16 protein-coding genes are annotated in these 19,802 nt (G+C 66.5%); 5 read left to right on the forward strand and 11 right to left on the reverse strand.

Annotated elements, in window-relative coordinates:
- Positions 1-38: 38 nt before the first annotated feature.
- From B0W88_RS35105 to dnaA, 8 genes are all read right to left on the reverse strand, one after another.
- Positions 39-428 carry a DUF2397 family protein gene (locus B0W88_RS35105; RefSeq protein WP_077035143.1) on the reverse strand — a complete coding sequence of 130 codons (390 nt, stop codon included), beginning with the start codon at positions 426-428 and terminating at the stop codon, positions 39-41.
- Positions 429-479: 51 nt separating this feature from the next.
- The gene (locus B0W88_RS13320; RefSeq protein WP_077035144.1) at positions 480-1,970 is read right to left on the reverse strand and encodes a class I SAM-dependent DNA methyltransferase; all 1,491 of its coding nucleotides are present in this window, start codon (positions 1,968-1,970) and stop codon (positions 480-482) included.
- Positions 1,971-2,078: 108 nt separating this feature from the next.
- Positions 2,079-3,182, reverse strand: coding sequence for a Fic family protein (locus B0W88_RS13325; protein WP_077035145.1), 1,104 nt, complete (start codon positions 3,180-3,182; stop codon positions 2,079-2,081).
- Positions 3,183-4,751 (reverse strand): restriction endonuclease subunit S, encoded by a 1,569-nt coding sequence (locus B0W88_RS13330; protein WP_077035146.1) that lies wholly within the window; start codon positions 4,749-4,751, stop codon positions 3,183-3,185.
- Positions 4,748-7,540: a type I restriction-modification enzyme R subunit C-terminal domain-containing protein gene (locus tag B0W88_RS13335; RefSeq protein ID WP_077035147.1), complete on the reverse strand. Its 2,793-nt coding sequence runs from the start codon at positions 7,538-7,540 to the stop codon at positions 4,748-4,750. The genes B0W88_RS13330 and B0W88_RS13335 overlap by 4 nt, the downstream gene beginning before the upstream one ends.
- Positions 7,541-7,602: 62 nt before the next feature.
- Positions 7,603-10,125: a DNA topoisomerase (ATP-hydrolyzing) subunit B gene (gyrB, locus tag B0W88_RS13340; RefSeq protein ID WP_077035148.1), complete on the reverse strand. Its 2,523-nt coding sequence runs from the start codon at positions 10,123-10,125 to the stop codon at positions 7,603-7,605.
- 67 nt (positions 10,126-10,192) lie between these two features.
- Positions 10,193-11,323 carry a DNA polymerase III subunit beta gene (gene dnaN, locus B0W88_RS13345; RefSeq protein WP_077035149.1) on the reverse strand — a complete coding sequence of 377 codons (1,131 nt, stop codon included), beginning with the start codon at positions 11,321-11,323 and terminating at the stop codon, positions 10,193-10,195.
- 90 nt (positions 11,324-11,413) lie between these two features.
- Complete coding sequence (gene dnaA / locus B0W88_RS13350; protein WP_233151703.1) at positions 11,414-12,949, reverse strand: chromosomal replication initiator protein DnaA; 1,536 nt, start codon at positions 12,947-12,949, stop codon at positions 11,414-11,416.
- A gap of 386 nt (positions 12,950-13,335) precedes the next feature.
- On the opposite strand from dnaA, the gene rpmH reads away from it, so the two are divergent.
- The 5 genes from rpmH (at position 13,336) to mnmE (ending at position 17,651) form a co-directional block, all read left to right on the forward strand.
- A complete protein-coding gene (gene rpmH / locus B0W88_RS13355) occupies positions 13,336-13,470 on the forward strand; it encodes a 50S ribosomal protein L34 (RefSeq protein ID WP_054021782.1) in 135 nt (44 codons plus the stop codon).
- Positions 13,471-13,477: 7 nt separating this feature from the next.
- Positions 13,478-13,957, forward strand: coding sequence for a ribonuclease P protein component (locus B0W88_RS13360; protein ID WP_144006758.1), 480 nt, complete (start codon positions 13,478-13,480; stop codon positions 13,955-13,957).
- Between the two features lie 37 nt (positions 13,958-13,994).
- Positions 13,995-14,279 carry a membrane protein insertion efficiency factor YidD gene (gene yidD, locus B0W88_RS13365; protein WP_077035163.1) on the forward strand — a complete coding sequence of 95 codons (285 nt, stop codon included), beginning with the start codon at positions 13,995-13,997 and terminating at the stop codon, positions 14,277-14,279.
- Positions 14,276-15,991 (forward strand): membrane protein insertase YidC, encoded by a 1,716-nt coding sequence (yidC, locus tag B0W88_RS13370; RefSeq protein ID WP_077035151.1) that lies wholly within the window; start codon positions 14,276-14,278, stop codon positions 15,989-15,991. Before yidD ends, yidC begins: the two co-directional genes overlap by 4 nt.
- A 283-nt stretch (positions 15,992-16,274) precedes the next feature.
- Positions 16,275-17,651, forward strand: coding sequence for a tRNA uridine-5-carboxymethylaminomethyl(34) synthesis GTPase MnmE (gene mnmE, locus B0W88_RS13375; RefSeq protein WP_077035152.1), 1,377 nt, complete (start codon positions 16,275-16,277; stop codon positions 17,649-17,651).
- A gap of 10 nt (positions 17,652-17,661) precedes the next feature.
- Here the strand turns inward: mnmE and B0W88_RS13380 are convergent, their stop codons facing one another.
- Genes B0W88_RS13380 through B0W88_RS13390 form a run of 3 tightly spaced genes read right to left on the reverse strand, consistent with a single transcriptional unit; the run spans position 17,662 to position 19,743 of the window.
- Entirely contained in the window at positions 17,662-17,895 is a 234-nt protein-coding gene (locus tag B0W88_RS13380; RefSeq protein ID WP_077035153.1) for a DUF2805 domain-containing protein, read from the reverse strand.
- A 5-nt stretch (positions 17,896-17,900) separates the two neighbouring features.
- Positions 17,901-18,440, reverse strand: a complete 540-nt coding sequence (locus B0W88_RS13385) for an adenine phosphoribosyltransferase (protein ID WP_077035154.1) — start codon at positions 18,438-18,440, stop codon at positions 17,901-17,903.
- A gap of 37 nt (positions 18,441-18,477) precedes the next feature.
- Positions 18,478-19,743, reverse strand: a complete 1,266-nt coding sequence (locus B0W88_RS13390) for an acyl-CoA dehydrogenase family protein (protein WP_077035155.1) — start codon at positions 19,741-19,743, stop codon at positions 18,478-18,480.
- Between the last annotated feature and the right edge of the window lie 59 nt (positions 19,744-19,802).

The raw sequence follows: 19,802 nt of genomic DNA on the forward strand, positions 1-19,802 counted from the left end.
ATCTTGGGGCTGCTGCGGTCGCGGCGCGGCAGCGCGCGCTAGCCGGCGAGATCGGCCAGCAAGGTGCTGGCGATCGACTCCTCGGGCAAGGCGTGGCCCTGGCGACGCATGGCTGCGCTCAGCGCCTCGTCCCAGCAGGCCCCAACGACGTCTTCGGTGAGGCTTGCCAGCGACCCTGCAGGCCGCTGTAGCGCCGCCTCGTAGTCGACAGCGCCAAAGCGCCACGGCAGCGCGGCGTTGAGTTCCTCGATGCGCGGCCGGCCGTCGGGCCATTCGCCTTCGGCCAGCACTTCGTCAGGGCGCAATTGCAGCCGGTACTGGCGCTTGGCCGCGGCGAAGACCTCCATGACGCTGCGATACAGCGCGGCCTTCTCGGCGCTGACGTGCCGGAAGAGGCTGGCGCGGAGGTCGTCGCTGGGGCTGGGCACGGGTGATTCCTCCTGAGCTTGCGTGGGGTCAGGTGTTGCTAGCCTGCTCCGTCATCGCCGGCCCGCGGCGACCGGATCGGTCCCGAATCGAGGCAGTGCGGCGGCCACCTCGCGGAACGAGTTCAGGGCGGCTTCCAGGTGCTCGATGATCTCCTGCTGGAGCACATCGGGGCTTGGCAATTGGCTGATGTCTTCCAGACTCTCGTCCTTCAGCCAGAAGATGTCCAGGCTGGCCTTGTCGCGTGCGATCAACTCGGCGTAGGGGTAGTACCGGAAGCGCTCGTCGGCCTGGCGTTGATGCCGGTTCCCGGGGTTGAAGCAATCGATGAAGTGACGCAGGTCGCCGATGCCCAGCGGCCGCTGCTTCAGTGTGAAATGCTTGTTGGTGCGCAGGTCGTAGAACCAGATGCCCTGCGTGTGCACCCGGCCGTCCTTCGGCCGGGCATCGAAGAACACGACATTGGCCTTCACGCCGTTGGCGTAGAAGATGCCGGTAGGCAGACGCAGGATGGTGTGCACGTCGCAGGTCTCCAGCCACTTGCGGCGGATCTTCTCGCCGGCACCGCCTTCGAAGAGCACGTTGTCGGGCAGCACCACGGCGGCCTTTCCGTCCGTGCGCAGCATCGTGATGATGTGCTGCAGGAAGTTGAGCTGCTTGTTCGAGGTGGTCTGCCAGAAGTCCTGGCGCTCGTAGGTCAGCGCGTCGCGGTCTTCCTCGCCCTCCGCGTTGGTGATGGTCATGCTGCTCTTCTTGCCGAAGGGCGGATTGGCCAGCACGTAGTCATAGCGCCTGCCCTGGTCGGCAATCAGCGCATCTGCCCGTTCCACCGACGGCTCGCCATCGAGTTCACCGATGTTGTGCAGGAACAGGTTCATCAGGCACAGACGCCGGGTGCTCGCCACGATCTCGTTGCCGGCAAAGGTCTTGTGGCGCAGGAACTCCTTCTGCTTGCGATCCAGCGTCTGCCCGGGCCGGGTCAGCCAGTTGTAGGCGCCGAGGAAGAAGCCGCCGGTGCCGCAGGCCGGATCGGCGATCGTCTTCAGCGGCTCCGGGCGCACGCATTCGACGATGGCCTCGATGACCGCGCGCGGGGTGAAGTACTGGCCCGCGCCACTCTTCGTGTCTTCCGCGTTCTTCTGCAGCAGGCCTTCGTAGAGATCGCCCTTGGTGTCGGCGTCCATGCCCACCCAGGAATGTTCATCGATCATCTGCACCAGGCGCGAGAGCTTGGCCGGGTCCTGGATCTTGTTCTGCGCCTTGAAGAAAATGGCGCCCAGCATGCCGCCCTGGCTGCCCAGCCGGTGCAGGGTGCTCAGGTATTGGGCCTCCAGCGGCTCGCCGGCCAGGCTGCGCAAGGTGGTCCAGTCGAAGCCCTGCGGAATCTGGGTCTGGCGCTTGTAGGGCGGCTGCGCGTACTCGTGCGCCATCTTCAGGAACAGCAGGTAGGTGATCTGCTCCAGATAGTCGCCATAGCCGACACCGTCGTCGCGCAGCGTGTCGCAGAAATTCCAGACTTTCTGGATCAGGGAGGAAGTGTTCATGCAGGCCGATATGGCATCTTGTGGATGGGCTGCGCGCCGCAAACTGGTTTGTGTATTTTAAATCGTCAAATTCAATACACAAAACGGTTTGTCTATGACGGGCAAGACTCAAATGAGCGGACGACCTTCCGCCAGTTCCAGCAGTTCCCGAAACGCCAGGACGGCGGCTCGCCGGCCGGAAGCCTCGCGCACCGGATGCAGGATCTCGGCTTCCCGGAGCGTGCGCAGCATCGCCAGCGCGGTGGGCCGCGGGATGCCGGTGCGGGTGACGAAATCGGCGGACTGGAACACCGGCCGGTCGAAGAGCGCGTCCAGCACGGCGATGGCGTGCTGCGACCGGGTCAGCGCTGCCACATGCTGCTTCATCTCTTCGTAGAGGCCCAGGATGTTGCGCACGCGATCGCAGTTGGCCTGAGCCTGCAGGCGCACGGCTTCAAGGAAGAACGCGATCCAGCCGGCCCAGTCGTCGTCCCGGCTGATGGCCTGCAGCCTGGCGTAATACAGATCCCGGTGGGCCTCCAGGTATTCGCTCAAATAGAACATGGGGCTGGCCAGCGCCTGCTTCTGGTACAGGAAGAGCGGAATCAGCAGCCGCCCGATCCGGCCATTGCCGTCCTTGAACGGGTGCAGCAGTTCGAACTGCGCGTGGACCACGGCCACCTGCACCAGCACGTCCGCATCGTCCAGAGCGAGATAGGCCTCCCAGGCCTGCAGGTGGTCGGGCAGTTGCAGGGGGGCGGGCGGCACGAAGCTGGCTTGCTCGATGCTGCAGCCGGCCGACCCGATCCAGTTCTGATCGCGGCGGAACTCGCCGGGCGTCTTGTTGGCGCCGCGCACCGAGTCCATCAGCAGGGCGTGCATCTGGCGGACCAGGCCCAGGGTGATGGCGCGCTCCGACAGGGCCTCGGAGGCCATCACCAGCGTCTTGCGGTAGTTCACCACTTCCTGGATGTCGTGGACCTTGGGGCCGTCGAACTCCATGCCGGCCTCGAACTCCAGCACCTCGTCCACCGTGGCCTGCGTGCCCTCGATCTTGGACGAGAGCACCGCTTCGCGGTTGGTCAGCGGCGAGAGCATGACGCCGGGGTTGACCACGCTCTGCAGCAGGCCGTCATAGCGGGCCAGCGCCGCATTGGCCGGGCCGATGCCGGGGATCAGGCGCGCCCAGTCGAGCTGGGGGAGCGGCAGGGTGAGGGGGACGTAGGGCTGCACTCAGGACGCCTTTCGGGTGGCGGTCTTGCGGGGCTTGGCGGCTTTGATGGCCTTCGGCTTCGCGGCCCTGCCTGCGCGCTCGGCGCGGATGCGGGCGAGCAGGGCGCTGGCGGGCTCGTCGGCGGGGTCCTGGGGGACGAGCTGGCCGGAGAAGGCGGCGCGGAGGATGTTCTGGCGTTGGGCGGCGGCTTGCCGCAGTCCATGACGCGCAGTCTCGCCAATGCGCTCGCAAGACTCGATGGCGCTCTCGATGAGTTCGCAGATGGCCGACTGCTCCGAGATCGGCGGGACAGGCACGGGCAGGGCGCGGCAGAGCTCCAGCGTCAGATTGGTTTGGCCGGCGGTTGTCTTTGCGCGACTCTGTAGCCACTGTTGTGCATGCGACGACAGCAGGACCTGGCTCATGAAGGCCGGCAGGAATCCGCCAAGGGGCCGGAAGATCGCGATGGCCTGGTTGATGTTCCACTCGGGAAAGGTCGCGGGCACCCGGGAAACCTGCCCAAGCGGAGGGCCTACGATGTTCATCAGGACATCGCCTGGATAGACCAATGACCGCGCCAGGAAGCCGCGGTGCGTCTGCTCGGACACGAACACCTTGTCCGACAGGTCGAGCGAACCGCTGTCCGTCAGGTTGGTTACGCGCAGGAACGGGACGGTCTTGTGACCTGAGTCCGGCAGATCCTTCGGTGGAGTCGTTCCCTTGGTGATGAAGTCGCAAAGCTGCTCGGCGCTTGCCCATGCCCAGCCATCAGGCAATACAGGCAGCTTGTCCGTCTCGGGCTCGCAGGGCGAGGGGTATTTGTCTTCCCAGCCTTTCGGCGGCGCCTTGCCCTGTTCCGAGAATTTCGCCAGTTGCTTCGCCTCCCAACGGGCTCGGCGTTCCTCGAGGATGCGCGCCAGCAGTTCATGCCCGGTCTCGGCGGCTGGGTGCTGCTCCCGCCATTGCGCCGTGAGCGTGCCTTCGACGGCCACCTTGAGCAGCGACTGGCGGTAGCGGGCGAGCTTCTTCTGCGCGGCCTGGAGTTCGGCGACGCCGGCGTCGAGCTCGGTGAAGAGTTCTTCGATCTTGTCGACGATGCGGGATTGTTCGACAGTAGGTGCAATCGCGAGCGCGTGGCTGGCTAAACGACCGCCTTCGACACTCGCCACGGTCGTGCCGTCTTTCGTGCACTGTTGCAGGATTTCGCGCTCACTGGCGACCAGATGCCAGGCCAGGTACTCGGAACTGACCCCTGCACGCGGCACGAATGCGCGCATGTCCTGGTTGAGTGTGACGGGAGTCATGTTCAAGGCCACAGGCAAGGTCCTCGACAGGATGCCAGACCGAACCACGACAAGAACGCTGCTTTCGGGGACCAGCGACAAACGGGCAAGTGCTGAGTCGGTGACGCGGTCGATGGTCGAACGTAGTCGGAACGATTTCATATCCTTGGGCGAGACCCATGGAACCGTGCCGTCGGACCAGTACTTGCTGTCGCTCGTATCGGGCGTCGAGCCGCCCATCGAATCTGAAATCTCTTGCAGCGAACTGGCTATCCAGCCACTCGGCAGGTACGCGGGCGTAGTCAAGCCACCAACTCCTCATTCATCTCCGCCATCACCCCATCCAACTGATCCCCGAACAAGCCCCACACCCGCTGCAGGCCACCCCGATCCGCGAACTCCGCATAGTCGAAATCCTCCCGGCCGATGCTGCAGCTCGCGGCGATGTGGTCCTTCATCAGGCGCAGCCACTCGGTCTGCTCGGCCGTGAACGAGGTGGCCCGCTGGGCGTTGTGCCGGAAGATCCAGGCCTGGAAGCGGCGGTCCACCTCGTCCTTGAAGGGCTGCAACTCGCCCTCCGATTCACCCTGCTGCAGGCCCACGGCGAAGCGCACCAGCGAGATCAGGTCGGTCAGCTGACGCTTGGCGTTAGCACCGCGCACCTGGCCTTCCCGCACCCGCGCATAGGCGTTCCACAGGCGCTCCGTCGTGAGCATCAGCGGCGGGCGGCCCAGCGCGTCGTGCAGCTCTTCGATCATGTCGAAGGTGAGCGCGCGGCGGCTGTAGGGCTGGGCGTAGAAGAACTGCAGGGCGGCAATCTCGTCCCTGTGCGCGTCCAGGTAAGCCGCGAAGCGCTGCACGGTCTCCTCGGCCTGGGCGTGCGCTTGCGCACTGAAGTCGGACACCAGCAACTGGTCGGGATTCACGTGGTCGATCAACTGTTCGCGCTCGCGCCGGGCCGATTCGATCGCCTCGCGCAGTTCGGGCTTGTCGAAAGGCGCGCAGGCCGCCGCCACGCTGGCGGCGCGGGCCTCGCTCAGTTCCTCGGGCAGCAGGGTGTCTTCCCCGCGGGTGATGCCTCGGGCCTGGGCGGCGGCCAGAGCGGCGGCAGCGATCCGGTCCGGGTCCAGCGCGTTGAGCAGGGCGCGGCCTAGCTCCTGCGCCGAAGCGCCGCCCGACGCGCCCGCGATGCGGGCCTGCGCCCTGGGCTCCAGTGTCCTGCCCAGGCGCAGCAGGCGGCTGGCCAGCGACAGCAGCGTGTCTTCGTCGCGGTGGCCCATGGCGACGCCCTGCAGCAGGTCCTTCAGCGGCAGCGTGGGCGCGCGCTCCAGCGGGCGGCATTCGGTCTTGAGCGAGCGCTCGACACCCACGGCATCGATCAGCACGAAGCGGACCTTGGCACCGTCGGCGCTCTGGCTGACGCGCCTGAGATCCTCGGAGCCCAGGCTGCGCACGCCGCGGCCCTTCATCTGCTCGTAGTAGCCCCTGGAACGAACGTCGCGCATGAAGAGCAGGACTTCCAGCGGCTTCACGTCGGTGCCGGTGGCGATCATGTCCACGGTGACGGCAATGCGCGGGTGGTAGTCGTTACGGAAGCTGGCCAGCACGCTGTCGGCGTCCTTCTCGCTGCCGGTGATCTTGCGGCAGAAGGCGTTGCCCTGGTCGTAGACCTCGCGCACGATCTGGATGATGTCGTCGGCGTGGCTGTCGGTCTTGGCGAAGATCAGCGTCTTGGGCGTTTCCTGGCGCTGCGGGTAGATCTTCGTTTCGATGGCCGTCTTCATGGCCTGGATGACTTCGCGGATCTGGTTGGGGTTCACCACCGAGCGGTCGAGGTCCCTGCCGCTGTAGACCACATCCTCCTCGGTTTCGGCCCAGCGCTTGCGGCGCGTCTGGCGCTCGCGATGGTCGACCCACTCCCTCGCCTTGAGCTCGCTGCCCTGGGTCGTGATCTCGGTGACGATCTCGTAGACGTCATAGCCGACGTTGACCCCGTCGGCCACCGACTGCTCGTAGCTGTACTCGGCCACGACGTTGCGCTTGAAGAAGCCGTAGGTTCGCTGGTCGGGCGTGGCGGTGAGGCCGATCAGGAAGGCGTCGAAGTAGTCCAGCACCTGCTTCCACAGGTTGTAGATGCTGCGGTGGCATTCGTCGATGACGATGAAGTCGAAGCTTTCCACCGGCGTGGCCGGGTCGTACTGCACGAGCTTGGCCTGATGGCCGGCCTGGCGCACCTCGGCCAGCGGGATGTCCTCGGCCGATTCGTCGATCGGTTCGCCGGACAGCACCGAGTACATGCGCTGGATGGTCGAGATGACAACCTTGGCAGACGGATCGATGGTGCCGCCGGACAGGCGCTGGACGTTGTAGAGCTCGGTGAACTTGCGGCCGTCGTCCGGCGGCGTGTAGGCCATGAACTCCTGGTGCGCCTGCTTGCCCAGGTTGCGCGTGTCCACGAGAAACAGGATGCGCTTGGCGCTGCCGAACTTCAGCAAGCGGTAGACCGAGGTGATCGCGGTGAAGGTCTTGCCGGTGCCGGTGGCCATGTGGACGAGGGCGCGGGGCCGGGCCCTGGCCAGCGATTGCTCGAGTCCCTGGACAGCGCCGATCTGGCAGTCGCGCAAGCCCTGCTCTGGCAGGGCCGGCATGCGTTCGGCCAGGCGTCGGCGCAGGCTGTCGGCCTCTCGCATCCAGGCCTGCAATTGCTGCGGACGGAAGAAGTGGAAGATCTCGCGCGAGCGAGGCACCGGGTCGCGCCCATCCGTGAAGCGCGTGATGACCGACGTGCTCTCGAAGAGAAAGGGCAGGGGCTGACGGTCCTTGCGCCACTTGAGCCGGGCGCTGGCATAGCCTTCAGTCTGGGCCTCGGCGGCGGTGAGGTTCTCTCCCGCCTCGTCACGCTTGGCCTCGATGATGCCGGCCGGGATGCGATCGACGTAGAGCAGGTAGTCGGCCGGCCCGGTGTCGGTGGGGTGCTCGCGCACGGCCACGCCGAGGCCCGCGCCCAGATCAAGTGCCCGGAAGTCCTGAACGACCCACCCCGCCCGGGCCAGCTTCGCGTCGATGACGAGCCGTGCCTTCTGTTCTGGCGACATGCTTTCCCCCTGTGAACGGGCCACCGCAGGGCGGGGCCTCCAACGAGCGAGCCGCTGCGCGCTTACACGTCGATATTCCCCGCCCTCAACGCATTGCTTTCAATGAATTCGCGCCGCGGCTCCACCTCATCGCCCATCAGCATCGTGAACACCCGATCCGCCTCGATCGCGTCCTCGATCTGCACGCGCAGCAGGCGGCGGACGGTCGGGTCCATCGTCGTTTCCCACAGCTGCTCGGGGTTCATCTCGCCCAGGCCCTTGTAGCGCTGGCGGTTGACCGAGTTCTCGGCCTGCTGCATCAGCCAGGCCATGGCGGCGCGGAAGTCGCCGACCTTGGCTTCCTTGGCCTTCTCGCCCTCGCCCTTGCGCACCATCGCGTCGGCGCTCAGCAGGCCCTTGAAGGTGGCGCCGGCGTCGGCCAGCACTTCGTAGTCGGCGCCGTGCACGAAGTCGGCGTTGATGACGCTGGAGCGCACATTGCCGTGCTGGCGACGGCTGATGCGCAGGAGCAGCTTGTCGGTGCGCGCGTCGTACTCGGCGGCGACCTCGGCCTGGTGCAGCGCGGCCTTCATCGCGGCGGCGGCGGCATCGGCCGACTCCTTGGTGTCCAGGTTGATCGCCAGGCCGCCGGCCAGCACGCGCAGGGCCTCGAAGTCCATCCAGTTGGACAGGCGGTTGATGACGTTCTCGGCCAGCAGGTACTTGCGGGCCAGCGCCTCGAAGGCATCGCCGCTCAGCACGGCATCGCCGATGCCGGTGTGCAGGTGCGCATCCTGCAGCGCGATCTTCAGCAGGAAGGAGTCGAACTCCGGGCCGTCCTTCAGGTACTGCTCGTGCTTGCCGACCTTGACCTTGTACAGCGGCGGCTGCGCGATGTAGATGTGGCCGCGCTCGACCAGCTCGGGCATCTGGCGGTAGAAGAAGGTCAGCAGCAGCGTGCGGATGTGGGCGCCGTCCACGTCCGCGTCGGTCATGATGATGATGCGGTGGTAGCGCAGCTTGTCCGGGTTGAAGTCGTCGCCGCCGGCGCCGCGGCCGATGCCGGTGCCAAGCGCCGTGATCAGCGTCAGGATTTCGTTGCTGGTCAAAAGCTTCTCATAACGCGCCTTCTCGACGTTCAGGATCTTGCCGCGCAGCGGCAGGATGGCCTGGAACTTCCGGTCGCGGCCCTGCTTGGCGGAGCCGCCGGCGGAGTCACCCTCGACGATGTAGATCTCGCACAGCGCCGGGTCCTTCTCCTGGCAGTCTGCCAGCTTGCCGGGCAGGCCGAGGCCGTCCAGCACGCCCTTGCGGCGCGTCATCTCGCGGGCCTTGCGAGCGGCCTCGCGGGCGCGGGCGGCGTCGAGGATCTTGCCGCAGATGGTCTTGGCGTCCAGCGGGTTCTCGAGCAGGTAGTCGGTCAGCAGGCGGCTGACGATGTCTTCCACCGGCGCGCGCACTTCGCTGGAGACCAGCTTGTCCTTGGTCTGCGAGCTGAACTTGGGCTCGGGCACCTTGACGCTGACCACGCAGGCCAGGCCTTCGCGCATGTCGTCGCCGGCCACTTCCACCTTGGCCTTCTTGGCCAGGTCGTTGTCGACGATGTACTTGTTCAGCACGCGGGTCATCGCGGCGCGCAGGCCGGTCAGGTGGGTGCCGCCGTCACGCTGCGGGATGTTGTTGGTGAAGCAGAGGACGTTCTCGTTGAAGCCGTCGTTCCACTGCATCGCCACTTCGACGCCGACATTGGTGCCCTGCTCGGACATCTTGTCGCCGATGGCGTGGAAGATGTTCGGGTGCAGGACGCTCTTGCCCTTGTTGATGAACTCGACGAAGCCCTTCACGCCGCCCGCGTAGGCGAAGTTGTCTTCCTTGTTGTTGCGCTCGTCGACCAGGCGGATCTTGACGCCGTTGTTCAGGAACGAAAGCTCGCGCAGGCGCTTGGCCAGGATGTCGTAGTGGAAGTCGTTGTTCTGCTGGAAGATCTCGGTGTCCGGCAGGAAGTGGACCTCGGTGCCGCGCTTGTCGGTCTCGCCGACGATCCGCATCGGGCTGGTCTCGAAGCCGTCGACGACCTCGATCAGGCGGTCCTGCGGCACGCCCTGCTTGAACTCGATCTGGTGGACCTTGCCGCCCTGGCGCACGGTCAGGCGCAGGAACTTGGACAGGCCGTTGACGCAGGACACGCCCACGCCGTGCAGGCCGCCCGAGACCTTGTAGCTGTTCTGGTTGAACTTGCCGCCGGCGTGCAGCTCGGTCAGCGCGATCTCGGCGGCCGAGCGCTTGGGCTCGTGCTTGTCGTCCATCTTCACGCCGACCGGGATGCCGCGGCCGTTGTCGATGACGGAGATCGAGTTGTCGGTATGGATCGTGACGATGATGTCGTCGCAATGGCCGGCCAGCGCCTCATCGATCGAGTTGTCCACGACCTCGAACACGAGGTGGTGCAGGCCGGTGCCGTCGGAGGTGTCGCCGATATACATGCCCGGGCGCTTGCGCACGGCTTCCAGGCCTTCCAGGATCTGGATGGAGCTGGCGTCGTAGGCAGGGCTGCTGCCGCTGTTGCTGCTCGCGCCTTCGGCCGGGGTGTTCTGGGAATCGCTCATCGGGACCATCTCTTTAAAAACACTGAAGCGGGCCGGAGCCCGCTGAATTCAATCGTTATGTCTGTCGTCAGATCCGCATCGGCATCACGACATACTTGAAGCCGGTCTGCTCGGGGATCGTGATCAGCGCGCTGGCGCTGCTGTCGTTGAGGTCGATGGACACCATGTCCTGGCTCATGTTCTGCAGCGCGTCCATCAGGTAGGTCACGTTGAAGCCGGTCTCGATCACGTCGCCGCCGTAGTCGATCTCGATCTCTTCCTTGGCCTCTTCCTGCTCCGCGTTGCTGGACGCGATGGACAAGAGGCCCGGCTCGAAGGACAGGCGCACCGCCTTGAACTTCTCGCTGGTCAGGATGGCGGCGCGCTGCAGCGAGGCCAGCAGCGGAGTGCGGCCCAGCGTGACGTTGAACTTGTGGTTCTTCGGGATCACGCGGTTGTAGTCGGGGAACTTGCCCTCGACCAGCTTGGTCACGAACTCCATGCCGCTGAACGAGAACTTGGCCTGGTTGCCGGCGAAGCGCATCTCGATCGGGGCTTCGTCTTCGCCTTCGGTCGTGTTCTTGCCGTCCTTCAACAGGCGCATCAGTTCCAGCACCGTCTTGCGCGGCAGGATGACTTCCTGCTTCGGGATCTCGGTGGCCAGTTCGGCCTGGGCCAGGGCCAGGCGGTGCCCGTCGGTGGCCACCAGGGTCAGGTTCTTGCCTTCGGCGACGAAGAGGATGCCGTTCAGGTAATAGCGGATGTCGTGCACCGCCATCGCGAAGTGGACCTGGTTGATCAGGTTCTTCAGCGTCTTCTGCGGCACGCTGAAGGCGGGGCCGAAATCGGCCGCTTCCTGCACCAGCGGGAAGTCGTCGGCCGGCAGCGTCTGCAGCGTGAAGCGGCTCTTGCCGCCCTGCAGCGTCAGCTTGCTGGCATTGGCGGTGAGGCTGACGGTCTGGTCCGACGGCATCGACTTCAGGATGTCGATCAGCTTGCGGGCGCCGACGGTGGTGGAGAAGTCACCGGCGTCCCCGCCGAGTTCGGCGCTGGTGCGGACCTGGATCTCCAGGTCGCTGGTCGTCAGCTCCAGGTTGGGGCCGGTCTTGCGGATCAGCACGTTGGCCAGCACGGGCAATGTATGCCGGCGCTCGACGATGCCGGCCACGGCCTGCAGCGCGCTCAAGACCTTGTCCTGGGTGGCTTTCAACACGATCATGCTTTTGTCCTCTTTCCGCTGTGCAGCCCACCCCTGTGGGGCAACAGCGCATTTTCACCTACTTGCGAGGTGTTTCCGCTCAGGGATTTCTCAACCCTTGAGCGTCTGCTCCAGCACGTGCAACTGCTGGTTCAGCTCGGTGTTCTTCTGGCGCTCGCCGCCGATCTTGCGCACTGCGTGCAGCACGGTGGTGTGATCCCGCCCGCCGAACAGCTCGCCGATCTCGGGCAGGCTCTTCTGCGTCATCTCCTTGGCCAGGTACATCGCGATCTGGCGCGGCCGGGCGATGCTGGCCGGGCGCTTCTTCGAGTACATGTCGGCGATCTTGATCTTGTAGAAGTCCGCCACCGTCTTCTGGATGTTCTCCACCGACACCTGGCGGTTTTGGATCGACAGCAGGTCCTTCAGCGCCTCGCGCGCCAGCTGGATGTTGATTTCCTTGTGCGAGAAGCGGCTGTAGGCCAGCACCTTGCGCAGCGCGCCTTCCAGCTCGCGCACGTTGGCGCGCACGTTCTTGGCGATGAAGAAGGCCACGTCCTCGGGCATCGGCGCCTGTTCGGCATCGGCCTTCTTGATCAGGATCGCGACCCGCATCTCCAGCTCGGGCGGCTCGATGGCGACCGTCAGGCCTGCGTCGAACCTGGACGTTAGCCGCTCATCGATGTCCACCAGGCCCTTCGGATAGGTATCCGAGGTCATGATGATGTGCGCCCGCTTGGCCAGCAGCGCCTCGAAGGCGTTGAAGAACTCCTCCTGCGTGCGGTCCTTGCCGGCGAAGAACTGCACATCGTCGATCAGCAGCAGGTCCAGCGAGTGGTACTTGGCCTTCAGCTCGTCGAAGGTCTTGCGCTGGTAGTTCTTGACCACGTCGGAGATGAACTGCTCGGCGTGCAGGTAGAGCACGCGGGCATCCGGCTTGTCCTTCAGCAGCGCATTGCCGACGGCATGGATCAGGTGGGTCTTGCCCAGGCCCACGCCGCCGTAGATGAACAGCGGGTTGTACATCGCACCCGGGGCGCCGGCCACGTGCAGGGCGGCGGTACGGGCCATCTGGTTCGCGCGGCCGGGGACGAGGCTGTCGAAGGTCAGCGCCGTGTTGATGCGGTGGCGGCTGGCGCTGGGCGGCGGGCCCAGCGGATGGGGCAGCTGGATCGCTGCGCTCGTCGCGTGCGCGGCCGTGGCCTGCTGATGGGCAGACTCGGCCTGCACGGGCGTGCTGCGCGGAATGGCCAGTGCCGGCGCTTCGAGCGGACGCGCAGCCGGGCGCGAGACCACCGGGCGCAGCCCGTTGTGCAGCACCTGACCGACGGCGATCGGCTGGTTGGCCGGCTGGGCGGGGCGGGCGATGGCCGCGCTGTCACGCGGGGCCAGGGCCAGGTCCAGCTTGGCGGGCATGCCGGCCAGTTCGCTCAGGATGGCCTCGATGCGGCCGGCGTACTGGTTGCGGATCCAGTCGAGCTTGAAGCGGTTGGGCACGCGCAGCGAGACGACGATGCCGCCGCTCTGCTCGTTGACACCTTCCGCCACCGTCGCCGGAGGCAGCGGGCGGATCCAGGTGTTGAATTGTTGTTCGGGCAGCTCGGCAGCCAGGCGTTCGCATCCGCGTTGCCACAGATCAGCTCCGATTCTGTCTGCACCCACCATGTCTGTGGTCATTGTGGAAAACTTATTCTAGAGCGGCCGGATTGTACGGGTCGGTGACGTCGAAGGACGCAGTTATCCACAGAATTTTTGCTTGGGTCAAGGCCTGGCAAACCCGCCTTCAGGCCGGCATGGAATTGACCCACGGGGAAATCTCTGGTGTAATCGCGGGCTTTCCCGAAGCTGCTGGGCGGGCATTACTATGCTCTGCCCCAGGCTTGTCGGCCCTGAGTTCGGATCGATCCACGATCCGGAGACCTGGTGTCGACGAGCTGGTCCAGCGGCCCGGCGCGGTGCCTGATCGGGTGCCAATTGACGAACGAACACGAACGACCCCTCCGGGCGTTCCCGACTCCTGAGAGGATCCCATCATGAAGCGCACCTACCAAGCATCGAAGACCCGCCGCGCCCGTACCCACGGCTTCCTGGTCCGCATGAAGACCCGCGGCGGCCGCGCCGTCATCGCCGCACGTCGCGCCAAGGGCCGCAAGCGCCTGGCCGTCTAAGACGAGCATGATCGGCCGCATCGTGCGATCGGCCGACTTCGAACGCGTGCTGGGCAAGCCCAGTCGCGCGCGCAGCGCCCATTTCGCCCTGCACCATCTGGCCGAATCGCCCAGCGAGGCGGCTTGGCGCGCCAAGCATTTGTCCACAGGGGCAGGCGACTTGTCCACAGGCGATGTACAGGTCATTCACAAGGCTGTGGATGACTTGCCTCCGGCGGGGCGCTGGCTGGGCACGGTCGTGCCCAAGCGCCATGCCAAGCGGGCCGTCACCCGCAACCTGATGAAGCGCCAGATCCGGCAGGCTTTCGACCAGGCCAGCCGCGGTGATGAGCCCGTGCTGCCGCCGGGCCTGTGGGTGGTGCGCCTGCGCTCGCCCTTCGATCGCCAGCAATTCCCCAGCGCCTCGTCCGATGCGCTGCGCGCCGCCGTGCGCGCGGAACTGGCGCAGCTGGTCGCTCGCGTGCTGCCACGTGCTGCCCGCAGCTGACTGTTCCATGCAGAGCCCGTTGAGCATCCTCGGGGCCCTGCCGCGCCGCGCGCTGATCGCACTGGTGCGCGGCTACCGCTTCTTCCTGAGCCCCTGGCTGGGCGCGTCCTGCCGCTTCGACCCGACCTGCTCGGTCTACGCGATCGGCGCGCTCGAGCGCCATGGCGCGCTGGCCGGCAGCTACCTGGCCGCAGCGCGTATCCTGCGCTGCCATCCGCTCTGCGCCGGCGGGCATGATCCCGTGCCCGACAATGCGCCCGCCCTGTTTGCCCGCCTCGGGCTTGCGTCTTCCCGAACCTCCAATCCAGAAGCCTCCTCATGACTGATATGCGCCGCACCGTGCTGTGGGTGGTGTTTCTTGCGTCCCTGTTCATGCTCTGGGATGGCTGGCAGAAGTACAACGGCCACCCGTCGTTCTTCGCGCCGCCGGTGCCCAAGCCTGTTGCGACGGCGCCGGCCCTGCCGGGTTCCGCGCCGGCCGCGGCCGCCTCGCCCGCCCTGGCGGGCAGCGCTGCCGGCATGGCCGCTGCGCCGGTCGCCGGCGAGAAGGTGACGATCCACACCGACGTGCTGACCGTCACGCTGGACACCCTGGGCGGCGATGTCACCCGGGTGGAATTGCCTCGCTACAAGGCGGCCCACGTCGATCCGAGCCTGTTCGACCCGCTGCTGCAGGCGATCGGCCTGCGCAAGAAGCCCGAGGGTGACCTGGGCCCGACCGTGCTGCTGAATCCCGCCAACGGCTACAAGGCCCAGTCCGGCCTGGCCGGCGCGATGCCGAATCACCTGACGCCGATGACCTTGGCGGCCGGCGAGCGTGACCTGAAGGACGGTGTCGACAGCCTCACCGTGCGCCTCGAATCCGCCGAAGTCGGCGGTGTCAAGCTGATCAAGACCTACACCTTCAAGCGTGGCAGCTATGTCATCGACATGAAGGATGAGATCGCCAACGTCGGCGCCGCGCCCGTCACGCCGCAGGCCTATGTGCAACTGGTGCGCGATGCCTCGGCCGCGCCCGGCGCGTCCGGCTACTACTCGACCTTCACCGGCCCCGCCGTCTACAACGGCAGCAAGTACCACAAGGTCGAGTTCAAGAGCCTGGACAAGTACGGCGGCGACCTCGAGAAGCTGGACGTGGACAAGACGGCCCAGGCCGGCTGGGTCGCGATGGTCCAGCACTACTTCGCGAGCGCCTGGCTGCACAACGAAGCCGGCGCGCGCGAGTTCTTCGTGCGCCCGGTGCAAGGCGTGGCGCCTCAGCAGTACGCGGTGGGCATGCTGTTCACGATGCCGCAACTGGCGCCGGGCGCCAGCACCTCGCGCACCGAGCAGCTCTTCGTCGGCCCGCAGGAAGAGAACGACCTCGAGAAGATCGCTCCGGGCCTGGAACTGGTGAAGGACTACGGCATCTTCGCCATCATCTCCAAGCCGCTGTTCTGGCTGCTCGACAACCTGCACAAGATGATCGGCAACTGGGGCTGGGCCATCATCGCGCTGGTGCTGCTGCTGAAGATGGCCTTCTACTGGCTGAACGCCCGCGCCTACAGCAGCATGGCCAAGATGAAGGCCGTCAACCCGAAGATCGCGGCGCTGCGCGAGCGGCTCAAGGACAAGCCGCAGGAGATGCAGCAGGAGATGATGCGCATCTACCGCGAGGAGAAGATCAACCCGCTGGGCGGCTGCCTGCCGATCTTCGTGCAGATGCCGGTGTTCATCGGCCTGTACTGGGTGCTGCTGTCCAGCGTCGAGATGCGCGGCACGCCCTGGCTGGGCTGGATCCATGACCTCTCGGTGCCGGACCCGTTCTTCATCCTGCCGACGCTGATGACGATCACCAGCCTGTTCCAGGTCTGGCTGCAGCCGACGCCGCCGGACCCGACGCAGGCCAAGATGATGTGGTTCATGCCGCTGGCCTTCAGCTTCATGTTCTTCTCCTTCCCGGCCGGCCTGACGCTGTACTACGTCGTCAACAACGTGCTGACGATCGCCCAGCAGTGGGTCATCAACAAGCGCCTGGGCGTCAAGAACGGCTGAGTCCGACGGACGGCGGAAATAGTCCGCATTTCCCGAGAAGCCCCCCGCAGACGGGGGCTTTTTCATTGGCGCCCGCAGGACTTAAATCACGTCATGCGGGGCAGGGATCGGCGGAGGAGGAGGCCACTCAACCAATGCCAGCGCGGCGTGCAGCCAGGGGTCACGAGAAACCTGGCGCCGCCTCCCCCGCGCCATATTCCGGGAGGAGGCCGTCCGGCAGGCGAGGCGGCGTTCCACACAAGGCAGGCCCGCGTCGATGGTGCCCGCTCCATAGAATCCCGGGATGCTGTCTCGCCACCAAGACCCCATTGCCGCCATCGCCACCGCCCCGGGCCGGGGCGCCGTCGGCATCGTGCGCATCTCGTCCAGGCAAGACCTGACCCCCGTCATCGAGGCCATCTGCGGCAGGCCGCTGAAGCCGCGCGAAGCCACCTACCTGCCGCTGCGCGACACCTCGGGCCAGGCGATCGACCACGGCCTGGCGCTGCACTTCCCGGCGCCCCATTCCTACACCGGCGAACACGTGCTCGAACTGCAGGCCCACGGCGGCCCGGTGGTCCTGCAGCTGCTGCTGGCGCGCTGCCTGGAAGCCGGCGCGGCGCTGGGCACCCGGCTGGCCGAGCCGGGCGAGTTCACGCAGCGCGCCTTCCTCAACGGCAAGCTGGACCTGGCCCAGGCCGAGGCTGTCAGCGACCTGATCGATGCCAGCACCGAGGCGGCGGCGCGTAGCGCGGGCCGTGCGCTCTCCGGTGCGCTGAGCCATGAGGTGGGCGGCCTGCGCGATGCGCTGATCAAGCTGCGCATGCTGGTCGAGGCCACGCTCGACTTCCCCGAGGAGGAGATCGACTTCCTTCAGCAGGCCGACGCGCTCGGCCGCCTCGCCAGGCTGACGGCCCAACTCGACGGCGTGCTCGACCGCACCCGCCAGGGCGCGCTGCTGCGCGAGGGCATCAAGGTCGTGCTCGCGGGCCAGCCCAACGTCGGCAAGAGCTCTCTGCTGAATGCGCTGGCGGGCGCCGAGCTGGCCATCGTCACACCGATCGCCGGCACCACGCGCGACAAGGTCAGCCAGACGATCCAGATCGAGGGCGTGCCCCTGCACATCAGCGATACCGCCGGCCTGCGCGACACCGAGGACGAGGTCGAGCGCATCGGCGTGGCGCGCAGCTGGGATGCGATCGAGGATGCGGACGTTCTGCTCTTCCTGCACGACCTGACGCGCGTCGGCCAGCCCGACTACGAGGCCGAGGACCGGCGCATCAACGGGCGCCTGGCCGCCATCGAGCCGGCCCGCATCCTGCAGGTGTTCAACAAGGCCGATGCGGCTTCAGCGGCCGAGTTGCCGACGGGCGCGCTGAGCCTGTCCGTGAAGTCCGGCGAGGGCCTGCAGCAGCTGCGCCAGCGCCTGCTGGAGCAGGTCGGCTGGCACGCCGTGCCCGAAGGCCTGTTCATCGCCCGCGAGCGGCATGTGCAGGCCCTGAAGCGCACGCGCGAGCATCTCGCGCTGGCCGATGCGGTGTCTCGTCAGGAGCCGCCGGCGCTGGACCTGCTGGCCGAGGAGCTGCGCCTGGCGCACGACGCGCTGGGCGAGATCACCGGCACGTTCACGGCCGACGAACTGCTGGGCGAGATATTCAGCAAGTTCTGCATCGGCAAGTGAGGCTGGCGGCCTACTTCCCGTACGGCCACTTCGCCTTCACCGTCGGCTTCTTCGCGGTCTTGCCCTTGGCAGCCCAGAGCTTGTAGGCCGCCGGCGTCAGCTCGCGCTTCATCAGCGCCACCAGCTCGCCGGGGCCGATCGAATGCTCCAGCTGCACCTTGGGATAGGGCGGCATGTCTTCCCACGCGGTGGCGACGACGCGCTTCTTCTCTTCGGGGCTGAGGCGGGGCGGGAGCTTGGCCATGATGTTCAGTGCCCTTCGAAGTCGACCAGCGTGAACAGCGGCAGGCCCAGCTCCTTGAGCCGCGCGGAGCCGCCCAGCTCGGGCAGGTCCACGATCGCCGCGCCCTCGATCACCTCGGCGCCCAGGCGCTGCAGCAGCCGGTAGCCGGCGCCCATGGTGCCGCCGGTGGCGATCAGGTCGTCGATCAGCACGACGCGGTCGCCGGGCTTGATCGCATCGGTGTGCATCTCCACCGTCGCGTTGCCGTATTCGAGCTCGTAGGTTTCCTCGACCGTCGTGAACGGCAGCTTGCCCTTCTTGCGGATCGGCACGAAGCCGATGTTGAGCTCGTAGGCGAGCACCGAGCCGATGATGAAGCCGCGCGCGTCGAGGCCGGCAATGGCCGAGGGGCGCGTGTCGAAATAGCGGTGCACGAACTGGTCGATCAGCACCCGGAACACCCGCGGATTGGCCAGCAGCGGCGTGATGTCGCGGAACTGGACGCCGGGCGCCGGCCAGTCGGAAACGGTGCGGATGTGGCTCTTGATGTAGTCGGTCGGGCTCATCGGCGTATTGTCGGCGAGCCCGGCCGGCTCGGGCGTTTTAGCCGCCCCGCGTGACCGGCATCTGCACTTCCACGCCGCCCGGCAGCTTCATGTGCTTGCTCAGCTCCAGCTTCGCCAGCGAGTTGCGGTGCACCTCGTCCGGGCCGTCGGCCAGGCGCAGCGTGCGCTGGTGCGCCCACATGGTGGCCAGCGGCGTGTCCTGCGAGACACCCATGCCGCCGAAGACCTGGATGGCCCAGTCGATCACCTTCAGCGCCATCGTCGGCGCGACGATCTTGATCATCGCGATCTCGGCCTTGGCGACCTTGTTGCCGACGGTGTCCATCATGTAGGCGGCCTTCAGCGTCAGCAGGCGCGCCTGCTCGATGCTGCAGCGCGCTTCAGCGATGCGCTCCTGCGTGACGGTCTGCTGCGCCACCGTCTTGCCGAAGGCGGTGCGGGCCAGCGCCCGCTCGCACATCAGCTCCAGCGCCCGCTCGGCCGCGCCGATCGAGCGCATGCAGTGGTGGATGCGGCCGGGGCCGAGGCGGCCCTGCGCGATCTCGAAGCCGCGGCCCTCGCCCAGCAGGATGTTGGCCGCCGGCACGCGCACGTTCTTCAGCTCGATCTCCATGTGGCCGTGCGGCGCGTCGTCATATCCGAACACGCTGAGGAAGCGCTTGACGGTGATGCCCGGTGCATTGGCCGGCACGACGATCATCGACTGCTGCTCGTGCTTGCCAGCGTCCGGGTTGGTCTTGCCCATCACGATGTAGACGGCGCAGCGCGGGTCGCCGGCGCCGCTGGACCACCACTTGGTGCCGTTGATCACGTAGTCGTCGCCGTCACGGTCGATGCGGCACTGGATGTTCGTCGCATCGCTCGATGCCACGTCCGGCTCGGTCATCAGGAAGGCCGAGCGGATCTCGCCGCGCAGCAGCGGCTCCAGCCACTTGTCCTTCAGCGCCTCGGAGGCATAGCGCTCCAGCGTCTCCATATTGCCGGTGTCCGGCGCCGAGCAGTTGAAGACCTCGGGCGCCCAGTGCAGGCGGCCCATGATCTCGCACAGCGGCGCGTACTCGAGGTTGGACAGGCCTTCGGGCGCGCGCGTCGACTTGGGCAGGAACAGGTTCCACAGCCCGGCCTGGCGGGCCAGCGGCTTCAGTTCCTCGATCAGCTTGCTGGGCACCCAGGCATTGCCGGCCTGGCGGTTGGCCTCGATCTCCGCGTGGAAGCGGTGCTCGTTGGGGTAGATGTGCTGGTCCATGAAGGCCAGCAGGCGCTCGCGCAGTTGCTGGACCTTGGGGCTGTAGTCGAAGTTCATGGCGGTGCTCTTTCCTTATCCTGTGCGCACGGCCAGTGTGGCGCAAGGCCGCCTCCGCG

Origin of the sequence: Pelomonas sp. KK5 (assembly GCF_001984095.1) — a bacterium.
Lineage (GTDB): Bacteria > Pseudomonadota > Gammaproteobacteria > Burkholderiales > Burkholderiaceae_C > KK5.